The sequence below is a fragment of the Croceicoccus gelatinilyticus genome (genome assembly GCF_018398395.1).
GTDB lineage: Bacteria > Pseudomonadota > Alphaproteobacteria > Sphingomonadales > Sphingomonadaceae > Croceicoccus > Croceicoccus gelatinilyticus.
The window spans coordinates 125,774-140,658 of the sequence record NZ_JAHCBF010000004.1 but is presented as its reverse complement, the minus strand read 5'-3'; the positions used below and the strand labels follow the sequence as shown (position 1 = coordinate 140,658).

16 protein-coding genes are annotated in these 14,885 nt (G+C 63.7%); 14 read left to right on the top strand and 2 right to left on the bottom strand.

Annotation, left to right across the window (positions count from 1 at the left end; genetic code table 11):
• Positions 1-7: 7 nt before the first annotated feature.
• From frr to KIH45_RS10030, 11 genes are all read left to right on the top strand, one after another.
• Positions 8-565, top strand: coding sequence for a ribosome recycling factor (gene frr, locus KIH45_RS10080; protein ID WP_213175878.1), 558 nt, complete (start codon positions 8-10; stop codon positions 563-565).
• Between the two features lie 80 nt (positions 566-645).
• The gene (gene uppS, locus KIH45_RS10075; protein ID WP_225899848.1) at positions 646-1,290 is read left to right on the top strand and encodes a polyprenyl diphosphate synthase; all 645 of its coding nucleotides are present in this window, start codon (positions 646-648) and stop codon (positions 1,288-1,290) included.
• Positions 1,277-2,062 (top strand): phosphatidate cytidylyltransferase, encoded by a 786-nt coding sequence (locus KIH45_RS10070; RefSeq protein ID WP_213175876.1) that lies wholly within the window; start codon positions 1,277-1,279, stop codon positions 2,060-2,062. Before uppS ends, KIH45_RS10070 begins: the two co-directional genes overlap by 14 nt.
• Positions 2,059-3,213: a 1-deoxy-D-xylulose-5-phosphate reductoisomerase gene (gene dxr / locus KIH45_RS10065; protein ID WP_213175875.1), complete on the top strand. Its 1,155-nt coding sequence runs from the start codon at positions 2,059-2,061 to the stop codon at positions 3,211-3,213. The genes KIH45_RS10070 and dxr overlap by 4 nt, the downstream gene beginning before the upstream one ends.
• Before the next feature lies 1 nt (position 3,214).
• Complete coding sequence (rseP, locus tag KIH45_RS10060) at positions 3,215-4,324, top strand: RIP metalloprotease RseP (RefSeq protein WP_213175874.1); 1,110 nt, start codon at positions 3,215-3,217, stop codon at positions 4,322-4,324.
• A gap of 216 nt (positions 4,325-4,540) precedes the next feature.
• Positions 4,541-7,198, top strand: coding sequence for an outer membrane protein assembly factor BamA (gene bamA / locus KIH45_RS10055; protein ID WP_213175873.1), 2,658 nt, complete (start codon positions 4,541-4,543; stop codon positions 7,196-7,198).
• On the top strand, positions 7,198-7,854 hold the full coding sequence (locus KIH45_RS10050; protein WP_213175872.1) for an OmpH family outer membrane protein: 657 nt from the start codon (positions 7,198-7,200) through the stop codon (positions 7,852-7,854). The genes bamA and KIH45_RS10050 overlap by 1 nt, the downstream gene beginning before the upstream one ends.
• Positions 7,855-7,865: 11 nt before the next feature.
• Entirely contained in the window at positions 7,866-8,309 is a 444-nt protein-coding gene (gene fabZ / locus KIH45_RS10045; protein WP_066763169.1) for a 3-hydroxyacyl-ACP dehydratase FabZ, read from the top strand.
• Between the two features lie 249 nt (positions 8,310-8,558).
• Entirely contained in the window at positions 8,559-8,783 is a 225-nt protein-coding gene (rpmE, locus tag KIH45_RS10040; RefSeq protein WP_213175871.1) for a 50S ribosomal protein L31, read from the top strand.
• 180 nt (positions 8,784-8,963) lie between these two features.
• The gene (locus KIH45_RS10035) at positions 8,964-9,911 is read left to right on the top strand and encodes a DUF808 domain-containing protein (RefSeq protein WP_213175870.1); all 948 of its coding nucleotides are present in this window, start codon (positions 8,964-8,966) and stop codon (positions 9,909-9,911) included.
• 152 nt (positions 9,912-10,063) lie between these two features.
• Positions 10,064-10,696: a TetR/AcrR family transcriptional regulator gene (locus KIH45_RS10030; protein WP_337925456.1), complete on the top strand. Its 633-nt coding sequence runs from the start codon at positions 10,064-10,066 to the stop codon at positions 10,694-10,696.
• Here the strand turns inward: KIH45_RS10030 and KIH45_RS10025 are convergent.
• On the bottom strand, positions 10,693-11,496 hold the full coding sequence (locus KIH45_RS10025; RefSeq protein WP_213175869.1) for a sugar phosphate isomerase/epimerase family protein: 804 nt from the start codon (positions 11,494-11,496) through the stop codon (positions 10,693-10,695). The two genes, KIH45_RS10030 and KIH45_RS10025, sit on opposite strands and share 4 nt — an antisense overlap.
• A gap of 158 nt (positions 11,497-11,654) precedes the next feature.
• Here KIH45_RS10025 and KIH45_RS10020 point away from each other — a divergent pair, with 158 nt between their 5' ends.
• From KIH45_RS10020 to KIH45_RS10010, 3 genes are read left to right on the top strand one after another with little or no spacing between them, the layout of a single operon-like run.
• Positions 11,655-12,872, top strand: a complete 1,218-nt coding sequence (locus KIH45_RS10020) for a CaiB/BaiF CoA transferase family protein (RefSeq protein ID WP_213175868.1) — start codon at positions 11,655-11,657, stop codon at positions 12,870-12,872.
• A complete protein-coding gene (locus tag KIH45_RS10015; protein WP_213175867.1) occupies positions 12,869-13,237 on the top strand; it encodes a Zn-ribbon domain-containing OB-fold protein in 369 nt (122 codons plus the stop codon). The genes KIH45_RS10020 and KIH45_RS10015 overlap by 4 nt, the downstream gene beginning before the upstream one ends.
• Complete coding sequence (locus tag KIH45_RS10010; protein ID WP_213175866.1) at positions 13,234-14,385, top strand: acetyl-CoA acetyltransferase; 1,152 nt, start codon at positions 13,234-13,236, stop codon at positions 14,383-14,385. Before KIH45_RS10015 ends, KIH45_RS10010 begins: the two co-directional genes overlap by 4 nt.
• A 14-nt stretch (positions 14,386-14,399) precedes the next feature.
• Here the strand turns inward: KIH45_RS10010 and KIH45_RS10005 are convergent, their stop codons facing one another.
• Entirely contained in the window at positions 14,400-14,873 is a 474-nt protein-coding gene (locus KIH45_RS10005) for a VOC family protein (RefSeq protein WP_213175865.1), read from the bottom strand.
• Positions 14,874-14,885: the final 12 nt, after the last annotated feature.

Genomic DNA, 14,885 nt, shown 5'->3' with positions numbered 1-14,885 from the left:
ACCGATCATGGCCAAATACGACAAGGCCGACATCGAACGCCGCATGAACGGCGCCGTCGAATCGCTGAAGGGCGATCTTTCCGGCCTGCGCACGGGCCGCGCCAACGTCTCGCTGCTCGATCCCGTCGTGGTCGAGGTCTATGGCGCGATGATGCCGCTGAACCAGGTGGCGACTGTTTCCGCCCCTGAACCGCGGATGCTGTCGGTGCAGGTGTGGGACAAGTCGAACGTCATCGCGGTCGAAAAGGGCATTGCCCACGCGAACCTCGGCCTTAACCCGATGATCGACGGCCAGACCCTGCGCCTGCCGATGCCCGACCTTACCGAAGAGCGCCGCAAGGACCTTGCCAAGCTTGCCGGCAAATATGCCGAGCAGGCCAAGATCGCGATCCGCAACGTGCGCCGTGACGGCATGGAATCGCTCAAGGAAGACGAGAAGAAGAAGGAAATCTCCGAGGACGATCGCAAGCGTTCCGAGGACGAGGTCCAGAAGCTGACCGACAAGTACGTCGCCGAGGCCGACAAGGCCGCAGAGGCGAAGGAAAAGGAAATTCTCACCCAGTGAGCAGTTCCGCGCCCTCGAAGGCGCCGGCGTCCGGTTCAGGCGCGGGGCCGCGTGGCGGTCCGCGCCATGTCGCGATTATCATGGACGGCAACGGGCGCTGGGCGAAAAAGCGCCTGCTGCCGCGCGCGATGGGCCACAAGAAGGGCGTCGAGGCGGTCCGCAACCTCGTGCGCAGCTTGCGCGAGAACCCGGTCGAGGCGCTGACGCTCTATGCCTTCAGCACCGAGAACTGGGGGCGCCCCGCTGACGAGATCGCGGACCTGACCGCGCTCATGAAGCACTTCATCCGCAACGATCTGGACGAGATCGCCGAGGCCGGGGTGAAGCTGAAGATCGTGGGCGATTACTCGGTATTCGATGATGAGGCGGTCGAACTGATCGATGGTGCGCTGGCGCGTACGGCGGGCAACGACAAGGTCACGCTGGCCATCGCGCTGAACTATGGCGCGCAGGCCGAAATCGTGCGCGCGGCGCGGGCTGCGGCGGCAGAGGGCGAGATTACCGAGGAGGCCATCGCGCGCCATCTCGACACGGCGGGGATGCCGCCGCTTGACCTGCTGATCCGCACGAGCGGGGAAGTGCGCCTGTCGAACTTCCTGCTGTGGCAGGCGGCCTATGCCGAGCTTTACTTCACCGACGTGCTCTGGCCCGATTTCAGCCCCGCGCACTTCCGCGAGGCGCTGGACCATTTTTCAGGACGGGAGCGCCGCTATGGCGGACGCTGAACAGCCGGGGCCGGTAGAGCCCGGTCATGTCCGTCCCGAAGGTCCGCGCAATACCGACCTTGGCGCGCGTGCGATTTCTGCGGTCGTCATGGTCGCCGTTGCTGCGATCTGCCTGTGGGTCGGAGGCTTGCTGCTCGATGCGCTGATCGTTCTGGTCGCGGGCGCGGCATACTGGGAATGGCAGCGTATCGTCCGGCGCATGTCGGCGGAGCTCGGGTTTTCCGGTGTGAAATCGCTGGTCTGGATGCTTGCGGGCGCAGTCTACATGGGCGCTGCGGCCTACCTCATGGTCACCATGCCTTCGATGCTGGTCGTCTTCGCGATCCTTGTTACCGCCTTCGTCGACACGTTCGCCTATTTCGCAGGCCGCACCATCGGCGGCCCCAAGATTGCCCCTGCCATCAGTCCGTCCAAGACCTGGGCGGGGCTGGGCGGCGGCGTTGTCGGCGCGACGCTGGCGCTCCTGCTCTTCATGTTCACGTCGCACATGTGGGCGACGGGGATGGGCGATGCGGTCACCAGCGGGGCGGCGCACGATACCTACTTCGTCATGTTCGGCGGGCCTGAACTCATCGCCTCGGCCATCGCGGCGGGCGCGGTTCTGGCCGTCCTGGCGCAAGCGGGCGACTTCTTCGAGAGCTGGATGAAGCGCCGCGCCAAGGTGAAGGACAGCTCGACCCTGATCCCCGGCCATGGCGGCGTATTCGACCGCGTGGACGGGATGCTTCCGGTCGCGATCCTGATCGGCGTGCTGGCACAGGTCGCCACATGACGCGCAGCATTACGGTTCTGGGCGCGACGGGTTCGGTCGGCGCTTCCACGCTCGACCTCATCCGCCACAACCGCGCGGACTGGCGCGTCGTCGCGCTGACCGCGAATTGCAGCGCGGTCGAACTGGCGAAGCTCGCCCGTGAGTTCGAGGCCGAAGTCGCCGTCGTCGGTGACGAGAGCTGTCTGCCCGAATTGCGCGACGCGCTTGCCGGAAGCGGGATCGAGGCGGCTGGCGGACCTACTGCCCTGAACGAAGCCGCAGCGCGCGGGGCCGACATTACCGTCGCCGCTATCGTCGGTTGCGCAGGGCTGGCCCCCACGATGGCCGCGATCGAGCAGGGCGGGACCATCGCGCTTGCCAACAAGGAAGCGCTGGTCAGCGCGGGCGAGGTCATGACCGCGGCCGTTGCCAAGCATGGCGCAACGCTGCTGCCGGTCGATTCCGAACACAACGCGATCTTCCAGTGCCTTCAGGGCGAGGATCTGGCCAATGTGCGCTGGATTACGCTGACGGCCAGCGGCGGCCCGTTCCGCGATGCGACGCGCGACCAGATCGAGGCTGCAACGCCTGCGCAGGCCGTGGCGCACCCGAACTGGGACATGGGCGCGAAGATCAGCGTCGATTCCGCCACGATGATGAACAAGGGGCTTGAATTCATCGAGGCCTATCACCTCTTCCCCGTCGGGCTGGAGCGTCTGCGCGTCATCGTCCACCCGCAGTCGATCGTGCACTCGATGGTCGAATACCGCGACGGCTCCACGCTGGCGCAGCTTGGCCCTTCGGACATGCGCGTGCCCATCGCCTCGGCTCTGGCATGGCCGCAGCGTATGGATACGCCCTGCGCGCCGCTGGACCTTGCCGCCATCGGCACGCTGACGTTCCGCGCACCGGACGAGGACCTGTTCCCCGCCACCCGCGTCGCGCGCGAATGCGCAGAGGCGGGCGGGGCCGCGCCTGCCGTCCTCAATGCCGCGAACGAAGTGGCCGTGGCCGCTTTTCTTGCCGGTAAGATCAAGTTCACGCGAATTGTGGCACAGTGCGAACAGGTCCTCAGCCTGGGCATTCCGTCTGCGCCGAAGACTCTCGATGAAGTCATCGCCGCCGATGCCGAGGCACGGCGCCGTGCCGGGGAATTGCTGGAACGCGTCTGAAATGTTCGACAGTCCTAATCTTCTGACCGCGATCATCGGCTTCATCGTCGTGTTGGCGCCGCTCGTCGTCGTGCACGAACTGGGGCACTATCTCGTCGGCCGCTTCTTCGGCGTGAAGGCCGAGGCGTTCTCCGTCGGCTTCGGCAAGGAAGTCGCAGGCTTTACCGACAAGCGCGGCACGCGCTGGAAGCTCTCGGCCCTGCCGCTGGGCGGCTATGTGCAATTCGCGGGCGATATGAACCCCGCCAGCCAGCCCACGGACGAGTGGCTGGAACTGCCCGAGGAAGAGCGGAACCAGACCTTCCAGGCCAAGGGGCTGGGCGCGCGCGCAGCGATCGTCGCGGCAGGGCCGGTCACCAACCTGATCGTCGCGATCGTCATCATCGCCGGTTTCATGATGGCGTTCGGCAAAGTCGTTGCCGAACCGATCGTGGGCGAAATCCTCGAAGAATCGCCTGCCGCCACAGCCGGGATCGACCTTGGCGACCGCATCCTGACGCTCGACGGTACCACCATCGACAGCTTCGAGGACATCCAGCAGTCGGTCATGGCCTATCCGGGTGAGACGGTCAGCGTCACCTGGCTCCACGAAGGCGAGGAAAAGAGCGCGGACATCACGCTGGGCACCCATGTCGAGGTCGACCGCTTCGGCAATGAGTTCCGCATGGGCCGCCTCGGCATCGGGGCCCGCGAAGTGCGCGTGGACGAGGTTGGGCCGGTAGAGGCCGTGGGCGAGGGTGTTTCACAGACTTACGCGATCATGAAGATGTCGGCGGTCGGCCTGTGGCAGATCATTACCGGCAGGCGCTCGCTCGACGAACTGGGCGGGCCGGTCAAGATCGCGAAATACTCGGGCGAACAGCTGATCCAGGGCTGGTATGCCTACATCGGCTTCGTCGCCATGATCTCAATTAACTTGGCATTCATTAACCTCCTGCCAATCCCCGTCCTCGACGGCGGGCACCTCGCTTTTTACGCGATCGAGGCCGTTCGCCGCCGGCCGGTTTCACCGCGGGGCCAGGAACTGGCTTTCCGCACGGGGCTGGCTCTTGTTCTGAGCCTTATGGTGTTCGTGACGATCCTCGATATCTCCTCACTCGACATATTCTGACCTGTCAGGGCCTTCGGCTCATCGGGAAGGGGCCGCGAACTCTTGGTGCTCGCGGCGTTGAATCGCGGAAAAGGACACGGCTGCGGCTTGATAGTGCCGCCTCCATCGGGCACAGGGCTGCGACGCGCCGGGACGGTTAACGACCGGCTGGGCGGGGGACGTATCCGGGATGTTCGTTGGGAACGGACATACCCATATTGGACGGAAGGTTTGTTGATGGCCGCAAAGGCAGTTGGATCGCCGCGTTTCTCGGCATACCGCGCCGGCTTGTTCACCGTGCTGCTGTCGGGAACGGCCCTCGCGCCGACCCCGCTGCTGGCACAGGAAGCACAGCCCGTTGCGGTTCAGCCGGAGGCCGAAACGGCCGCGCCCGTCGTTCCGGATCAGACCATCGTTCGCCAGATCGCCGTCGCCGGTGCCCAGCGGCTCGAGCCGCAGACGATCCTGTCCTACATCAAGATGCGCCCCGGCGACGTCTATACCGCTGCCGCCGCCGACGAGGCGCTGAAGGACCTCTATGCGACCGAGCTGTTCTCGGACGTGAAGATCCGCGAGGAAGCGGGCAACGTCGTGATCCAGGTGGTCGAGAACCCGATCATCAACCGCATCATCCTTGAGGGCAACAAGCGCCTCAAAAACGACAAGATCCTGCCCGAGATCAAGCTCGCGCCGCGCCAGATCTATACCCGTTCGAAGGTGCGCGCCGACGTCAACCGCATCATCGAGCTCTACAAGCGCCAGGGCCGCTTTGCCGCCACGGTCGAGCCGAAGGCCGTCACGCTGGACCAGAACCGCGTCGATATCGTCTTCGAGATCAAGGAAGGCCCGAAGTCGAAGGTCCGCCAGATCAACATCATCGGGAACGAGGAGTTTTCCGACGGTGAACTGCGCGGCGAGATGCTGACCAAGCAGACCGGCTTCCTGTCGTTCATCAAGGGCGGCACCAGCTACGATCCCGACAAGCTGGCCTTCGACCAGCAGAAGCTGCGCCAGTTCTACCTCACCGAAGGTTACGTCGACTTCCGCGTCGTGTCCGCCGTTGCCGAGCTTACGCCCGACAAGAAGGACTTCATCATCACGTACGTGGTGGAAGAGGGTGAGCGCTACAAGTTCGGCGATGTCACGGTCGACAGCGAAATCCGCGACTTCGATTCAGACCGCCTGACCAGCAATCTGCCGATGAACACCGGCGACTGGTACAACGCGCAGACCGTGGAAGACACGATCGAGGGTCTTTCCGAAACGATCGGTGCGTTCGGTTACGCGTTCGGTCAGGTCGAGCCGGATTATACCCGCAACAAGGACGAGCGGACGATGGATGTCGTCTTCCGCATCGGCAATGCTCCGCGCGTCTACGTCGAAGCGATCGACGTCAACGGCAACACGCTGACGCAGGACAAGGTCGTGCGCCGCGAATTCCGTCTGACCGAAGGCGATGCGTTCAACTCGCTGCAGGTCCGCCGTTCGACCGCGCGCATCAACTCGCTGGGTTACTTCCAGGAAAACTTCGAGATCGAGCAGCAGCCGGGCAGCGCACCCGACCGCATCAAGCTGGTCGCCAATGTCGAAGAACGGCCGACCGGCGAACTTCAGCTTTCGGCCGGTTTCTCCAGCCTCGAAAGCTTCATCCTGCAGGGCTCGATCCAGCAGCGTAACTTCCGCGGCCGCGGCCAGACGGTCGGCCTGTCGCTGAACTACTCGCGCTACTCGAAGTCGGCTCAGGTCAGCTTTACCGAACCCTACATGTTCAATTCGAACATTTCGTTCGGCGCGGACGTCTATCGCCGCGATTACAACAGCTTCAACTACTTCAACAACGACCGCAACAACACCTACGAGAACAGCACCACGGGCTTCTCGCTGCGTGCCGGTACGCCGCTCAGCGAGTACATGACGCTGATCGGTCGCTACACGCTGAACCTCGAGGACGTGACGCTGGGCGATCGCTATTTCCGCGATCTCAACGGTGACGGCGTGGCAGAATGTGATCCGTTGGTTGCAGGCCGTTATCTTTGCGATGCGCTTGGCAAGCGGACCAGTTCGATCGTCGGCACCAGCCTGATCTACGACACGCTCAACAACCGCATTCGTCCCAGCCGCGGTGAACGTGTTGTCGCGAACGCCGACTATGCGGGTCTGGGCGGTAACGTCCACTACGCCCGTCTGCGCCTCAACGGTGCGAAGTACTTCTCGGTTCTGGGCAACTTCGTGTTCTCGCTCTCGGCCGAAGGCGGCTACATCAAGTCGCTGAAGGACCGTAACCTCGACGGTACCGACGACGTTCGCCTGACCGACCGTTTCTTCCTCGGTGAACCGGACCTTCGCGGCTTCGACATTCGCGGTATCGGCCCGCGTGTCGTGCGCAAGCGTCTGCTGCCTGATGAGAACGGCAACTACACGATCGTCGACGAAGATCGTGACAACTGGGTAGACGACGCGCTTGGCGGCAAGATGTACTACAAGGGCCGTGCAGAGCTTGAGATCCCGCTGGGCTCGGGCGCGCGTGAACTGGGCCTGCGTCCCTCGATCTTCGCCGATGTCGGTGCAGTCTGGGGCCTGAAGAACCCGAACACCAACACCATTGCCGCCCCGCTCTACCTCCAGACGGTGGATGCGAATGGCGATCCGCTGGCAGCGCCGGTCTATACCAATGATCCGGTCGCGCCTGACGGCCAGACCAATAATACCCTGTTCATCTCACCTTTCACAGAAGAGTACCTCGGCGACACGCCCAAGCCGCGTGTCTCTGTTGGTATCGGTGTCAGCTGGAATTCGCCTTTCGGCCCGCTGCGCCTCGACTTCTCACGGGTCCTCCTGAAGGAAGAAGGGGACGACCCGAAGACATTCAGCTTCAACGTAGGAACGCAATTCTGATGAAGACCTCGCACAAGATCATCGCCGCAGCGCTTGCCGCTGCCGCGCCCGTCGCCCTTCCGGTCGCCGCTTCGGCACAGACCGTCCCGGGCCTCGCGGTCGCCAACCCTGACGCCATCGTCGTCAACTCGGCTGCATACAAGCTGGCTGAGCAGCAGCGCCCGACGACTTACAAGAGCCAGATCGACGCCGCCGAACAGCGTCGCACGCAGATCCAGGCCCAGCTCGATCCGCTGCTCCAGAAGTATCAGGCCGACAGCCAGGCCGCGTCGCCGAACCAGGCCTCGCTGCAGCAGCAGGCCCAGCAGATCCAGCGGATCCAGCAGTCGGGCGAAGCGGAACTGAACCGCCTGCTCCAGCCGGTCGCCATGTCGCGCGCCTATGTGCTCGAACAGATCAGCGACAAGCTGCCCGACGCACTTGAAGCTGCCAAGCAGCGCCGCAAGATCACGCTCGTCCTGAATCCGGCTGCAGTCGTTTCGGCTGATCAGACCTACAACCTCAACCAGGACGTTCTGACCGAACTGAACCGCCTCCTGCCTCAGGCACAGCTGGTTCCGCCCGCTGACTGGAAGCCCGCCGCACAGCGTCAGGCCGAGGCCGCACAGGCCGCAGCCGCACAGCAGGGCAACGCTGCCGCTGCCGGCGGCCGCTAAGGAGCATATCGATGAGCGAGACGGGTTTCGAACTCGAAAAGGTTCTCGAACTCCTGCCGCATCGCTATCCGATGCTGCTGGTCGACCGGGTCGTATCGCTCGACCCGGAATCGGAGATCCACGCGGTCAAGGCCGTCTCGTTCAACGAGGATTTCTTTCAGGGCCACTTCCCAGGCCGTCCGATCATGCCGGGCGTGCTCCAGGTAGAGGCTCTGGCGCAGGCCGCGGGCCTGCTGGCGATCAAGGCACTGGGCCTCGAAGGTTCGGGCAAGCTGGTCTACTTCCTCGCCATCGACAATGCGAAGTTCCGTGCGCCGGTCACCCCCGGCCACCTGCTCGACCTCAAGGTCAGCTTCGTTCACAAGCGCGCGCGCATCTGCAAGTTCGCCGGCACCGCCTCAATCGATGGCAATGTGACGTGTGAGGCAGAATTTACCGCGATGATCGAAAAATAGGCTCGATCTCCGGCCCATAGCGGCCTGCAAATGGCGCCGGTCGGCGCTTCCGGTGCTCACGACCAGAAGGTCGCTGCGCTCCGGTTCACCGCCCACCACCATTTTCGCCTCGCTCTGGACCGAACCTCGAACCGATTTTGATGCGCCGCTTTGCTTGCTTTTGAATCGATTCGCGGTTAAGCGCGCCGCTTTCCAAGAGACACACCGTGCCGCCGGTCGGAACCGGCGCATTGACGGAGATTTGAAGTCATGAAGGCCGATACCCACCCCGACTACCACACGATCAAGGTGCAGATGACTGACGGCACCGTGTTCGAAACGCGCTCCACCTGGGGCAGCGAAGGCGACACGCTGACGCTCGAAATCGACCCGACCAGCCACCCGGCATGGACCGGCGGCAACCGCGTGGTGAACGAAGGCGGCCGCGTCGCCCGCTTCAACCAGCGCTTCGGCGGCCTCAAGCTCAAGAAGTAAGCTCCTCCCGCAAGGGAAGAGGCGCCCGTCGGCGCAACAGACACGATGGGGCGGTCCTGCGGGGCCGCCCTTTTCGTTTGGGGCACAGGTGTTTGCCTTTTTGAAAGCACCGGCTAACAACGGGAACCGGGGGCCGGTCGAACCGTCTGCCCTGCAGAACTTGGTTCGAAAGGATTACCGTTGCCCTCAGGTCTGGTCGCGCTTCTCGACGACGTTGCCCTTATCGCCCGCGCCGCAGCCTCCAGCATGGACGACGTCGGCGTCGCAGCCTCCAAGGCCGGATCCAAGGCGGCGGGCGTGGTTATCGATGATGCGGCGGTGACGCCAAGCTATGTCACCGGCATCACGCCCGAACGCGAATTGCCAATTATCTGGAAGATCACCAAGGGGTCGCTGCGCAACAAGCTGCTGATCCTGCTTCCGGCAGCTCTCCTGCTCAGTGAATTCCTGCCCGTGGCCATCACGCCCATCCTGATGCTGGGCGGGCTGTTCCTTTGCTATGAAGGCGCAGAAAAGGTCATCGAGAAACTCGGCGGTGCCAAGCATGGCGAAACGCTTGAGGACGAACCGGAGAACATGGCCGAGTTCGAGAAGAAGCGTACCTCGGGCGCGATCCGGACGGATCTCATCCTCTCTGCCGAAATCATGGCGATCACCCTGAACGAAATTGCCGACGTATCCTTGTGGCAGCGTGCCATTGTGCTGGCGATTATCGGCGTGATGTTCACGGTAGTCGTTTATGGTGCGGTCGGCCTTATCGTGAAAATGGACGATATCGGCCTGCATCTCGCCAAAAAACCGTCAGAAGCCGCGCAGAAGTTCGGCCAGTTCCTGCTTGCTGCCATGCCCAAGCTGCTCGTTACCCTGTCGTTCGTCGGCACGATCGCGATGCTGTGGGTCGGCGGCGGGATCGTTCTGCACGGAACGCACGACCTGGGCTGGCATACGCTCTACGACATCGTCCATGGCATGGAACATCACGTCGAGATGGCGACCGGTGCGCTGGGCGGTGCGCTGGGCTGGCTGTCCTTTGCAACGGCTTCCGCGATCCTGGGCCTCATCCTTGGTGCGATCATCGTCTTCGTCCTGCACAAGGTCTTCAAGCTGGACGGCGGAGGCGGGCACTGACACCGCACGGTCCCGATCGGGGGCAATTTCACGCCGCGGATTGACGAGAGCGGTCAAAAAAACAATCATGACTGATTAACTGGCGTAGGAGAGGCGCCGGAAAAGAAAGCGGCCCTGCCAGTGCGGGGTGCGCGATAATTCGGGAGCCTCTAGTGGCAACAAGAACAAAGAAGGCCGCAGGCGAAGAGCAGGCACCGACCCGCCAGTCGATTAAGAGCGCGCAGACGCGGGGCCGGTTGATCGAGGCGACGATCCAGTGCCTCGTCAAAGTGGGATATGCGCGCACGACAACGCCGCTGGTTGCGTCAGAGGCAGGCCTGTCGCGCGGCGCGATGCTGCATCATTTCGAAAACAGCGCGACCCTGATCCGTGCGACGATCGTGGAACTGCACGAACGCCGTTTGCGTGCATTCCGCAGATCGTCGGAAACCGGCGATCACGAACCGGCGACGATGGTCTATGCTTACTGGAAGCAGGTTCAGAAGCCCGCGTTTCTTGCCTTCCAGGAACTGGCGATGGCGGCCCGCACCGACGAAGTTCTCGCGGAGATCATGCGCCCGCTTCAGACCGAGTACCGCGAACGCTTCATGAGCGAGGCGATCGCGCTCTATCCCGAATGGCACTCGGCGCCCGACGATTTCGCCAAGGCCATCGCGCTGTCGCAGACGCTGATGGAAGGTATGGCGACCAGTCTTTCTACCGGAGCGCTGGAAAAGGAAATGGTGCCGCATCTGCTCAAGATGCTGGAGGCCAAGATTATCGAAATGCGGCCGAAGGCCCCCTAGGGGAGCACGGACTTCACGGCCGCCACGGCCGCGCGAACGCGGTCGGCGGCGGGTACACCTTCCTTGATCTCGGCCTTGCGCGGGACTTCGACTTCGATGACCGTGCCTGCCCGAAGCACGCCGGCAAGCGCGCCCAGCGGAAATTCCCCGCGCCCCGGCAGTTCGCGTGTGCCCACCGCCTCGCGCCACCATTCGGCTCTATCTCGCTCCATTGGGCCGTCGCAGAACTGGGCATAGCCGATGATGTCGGCCTGCGCGGCGACGGCCTCGACCGAACCGCCGTTGCGGAACAGATGCAGCGCATCGCAGACCAGTTGGCCGTTGCCGCGTCCGGCCCCGCGCACGATGCGTGCCGCGCTCTCGATGTCGTTGACGGCGGAGAAGGCGTTGAACTCCAGCCCCGCGATGATGCCGTGTTCGCCCGCCAGATTGCAGAACGCCGCGAACCGGGCGATGGCTTCTTCCTCGTCCGCGATCTCGTGGATGTGCGCTGTCGCCCGCGTCGCGCCGAGTGCGGCTCCGGTTTCGAGCGCTGAGGCAAAGCCCGCCGTGTCGTCGGTGCCGTCGAGAGGGAAGACTTCGAGGTTGCAGGCAGTCACGCCGCATTTGTCCATCACCGCCTTCAGGGCAGACACATCCTCCGGCATGACCATCGGGAACGCGGCCCGTGCGGCCTCCGGCACATAAGTAAACAGGCAGACGTGTGCGCACCCGTTGTCGCGGGCGAGTTCGACCAGCTGCGCAGGTGTCGCGTCGAGCGCGGTCAGGTGGTGCAGCGAAAGCGGGAAGTTGTCGCTCACTTGGCGGGTCCTCTCGATAGTGCCATTCTCGCGCCCTTAAAGGGGCTTGCGACTTTCCTTTCGGCTAACACGAAAAGACAGTCATGTATGTCTTTTTTTGATGCCGGTTCTGCGCTAGACGGGCAAGGAAGAGAACAAGTGATGCGTGGAGAAGACCTGTGAGCGGACGCGGCAAGGGGCCATTGGCCGGCGTGAAAGTGCTGGACCTGACGAGCGTGCTGATGGGGCCTTACGCAACCCAGATCTTCGCCGATCTTGGCGCCGACGTCATCAAGGTGGAAAGCCCGCAAGGCGATACCACGCGCTTTATCCCCCCGGGGCCGGACCATTCGCGCGGGGCAATGTTCCTCAACGTCAATCGCGGCAAACGCTCGATCGTGCTCGACCTGAAAAACCCGGAAGGGCGCGATACGCTGCTGCGGCTGGCGGGTGAGGCGGATGTCTTCATCCATTCGATGCGGGCCAGCGCCATCGGGCGCCTCGGGCTCGACTATGCGGCTTTGTGCGGCGCGAACGAGCGGATCATCTACGCCAACATGTACGGCTTTTCGCGCAACGGGCCCTATCGCGACTATCCGGCCTATGACGACATCGTGCAGGCCGCATCGGGAATCGTCGATCTTCAGGCCAAGCTTTCGGACGGCGTGCCGACCTATACGGCGACGGTGATTGCGGACAAGGTTGCGGGGCTTACCGGTGCCTACTCGGTCATGGCCGCGCTCTACGCGCGCGAGAAGACGGGACGCGGGCAGGAGATCGAGGTCCCGATGTTCGAGACGCTGGTGTCTTTCGCGATGGTCGAACACCTGTGCGGCTCGCTTTTCGTGCCGCCGCAGGGCCCGCCCGAATATCCGCGCGCTACGTCAGAGGCGCGCAGGCCCTATCGCACGTCGGACGGTTATATCGGGGTCATGATCTACAACGATCGGCACTGGCAGAACTTCTTTGCAGAGCTCGGCCACCCCGAGTGGTCGAAAGACCCGATCTACGCCTCGATGCGGACGCGCACGCAGAATATCGGCAAGGTGCTGGCTCAGGTCGCGCGCGTGCTGGAAACGCGCACGACGGAGGAATGGGTCGAACTGTTCCGCCGTGCGCACATCCCCGCGACCGCGATCGCCAGCCTGGAAGACCTGTTGGTCGATCCGCATCTTGAAGAAACCGGCTTCTGGGACGAACGTAATACCGAGATGGGCACGATCCGTTTCCCCGGCATTCCGACGAGCTTTTCCGACACCCCCGGCGCGATCGGCGATCCCGGCCCGGAACTCGGCGGTGATGGCGAAGCGATCCTGCGCGATGCGGGCTTCAGCGATGCCGAGATCGAGGATCTTGTCGCCAAGGGCGCAGTAGCAAAGGCAGGTGTCGCCGCGTGAAGGGACCCGAAGCGGAATGGCGTGAGGCGCTGGCCGAAGGGCGGTTGCTTTTGCAGCGCACGGCGGACGGCAAGGCCGTCTTCCCGCCGCGCGTGGCTGCCCCCGGCACCGGCGAAGGCGGGCTCGAATGGTTCGAGGCTTCGGGAAGGGGCACGATTTATTCGCTGACATGGGTCCAGCGCAGGCCGCCGCAGGAGCCCTACAATGTCGTGCTGGTCGATCTCGACGAAGGCGCGCGGCTGATGAGCCGTGTCGAGGACGTAGCACCTGACACGCTGGAAATCGGGCAGGAAGTCGAGGCGTATATCGACAGGAGCGGTGAGGAACCGGTCCTGCTGTTCCGGCTCGCAAGGGGTGCGTCATGAGCGACGTCTTCCCACGCGGGCGGACCGCGATCGCCGGCCTTGCGACATACGGGGTTGGCGAGGCTCCGGGCCATACATCGATGGAACTGACCGCAAAGGCCGGGCTGATGGCGCTCGACGATGCGGGTCTGACGCTGGCCGATGTCGACGCGCTCTATGTCTGCCAGCCTGCAGACTTTTTCGCGGGGCTGTCCTTTGCCGAATATCTCGGGATCAGGCCGCGCTATACCGACAACAACCGCACCGGCGGGTCGGCCTTCATGAGCCACATCGCCAGCGCCGCGCTCGCGCTGGAGGCGGGGTACATCGACTGTGCGCTGATCGCTTATGGCTCGAACCAGCGGACGAGCGGCGGAAAGCTGGCGACGAAGATCACCAGCAACCAGTGGGACGAGCCTTACAAGCCGTTATTCCCGCTATCGTCCTATGCGCTCGCCGCCGCGCGGCACATGCATGTCTTCGGCACGACGCGCGAGGAACTGGCCTCGGTCGCGCTGGCGGCGCGGGCATGGGCGCAGACCAATCCCGAGGCTTTCGCGCATGGTTCGCTGACGATGGAGGACTGTCTTTCGGCCCGCATGATCAGCACGCCGATTTCGAAGGCCGACTGCTGCCTCGTGACCGATGGCGCGGCTGCGATCGTGATGACCCGGATGGACCGGGCGAAGGACTGCGCGAAAGTGCCGGTTCCGGTGCTGGGCTCTGCCGCCGCGGCATGGTGGAACTCGGTCGCGCAGGCGCAGGACCTTACCATGACCGGCGCGCGGGAATCGGGCGCGCGGGCGATGGAAATGGCCGGAGTGAAGCCTTCGGACTTCGACACGGTGCAGCTCTACGATGCCTTCACGATCAACACGATCCTGTTCCTCGAGGACCTCGGCTTCTGCGCCAAGGGCGAGGGCGGGCCTTTCGTCGCATCGGGTGCGATTGCGCCGGGTGGCAGCCTTCCGGTCAATACCAACGGCGGCGGCCTGTCCTATTGCCATCCGGGGATGTACGGCCTTTTCGCGATCATCGAGGCCGCGCGCCAGATCCGGGGCGAGGCGGCAAACCAGCTGGCCGACATGAACCTGGCGCTCGCCCATGGCAATGGCGGCACTCTGTCGAGTCAGGCCACCGTCGTCCTCGGCAGCATGGCGACCGTGTGAACAGATTCGGGCCTTCAGCCCGTCGAGGCGATCCATTCCTCGATCATCGGGCGGATCGGTTCGCCCACGAGTTCCAGCACCGGCCCGCCGTCTTTCGCAAGATACGCCATCTGCCCGTAGCGATGCTTGGGCGAGGCGCCTGCCATGACGAGGTCCCAGCCATCGGCCATCAACGCCTCGACCTCGTCACCGACGTTTGGAACCCATGCGCCGACATGGTCGGTCGAAACGGCTTTCAGCGCCTCGTAGGGGCCGGGGGCCAGCATTTCGATCAGTTCGAGGTGGATCGGCCCGACGCGCGAATAAGTAACCGCGATATGCGCCTCGCCCCAGCCGTCTTCAGGCAGCCAGACGCGGATCGGATCGAACTTGCGAACGGGCGCGAAGGTCATGCCGAGATCGCTTTCAAGCGCCGCGATGGAGCCGGCGATGTCGGTCACGATGCGGCCGTGGTGATGCAGGTTGGCAAAGCTTTTCAAGAAACACACTCCGGGAGAACA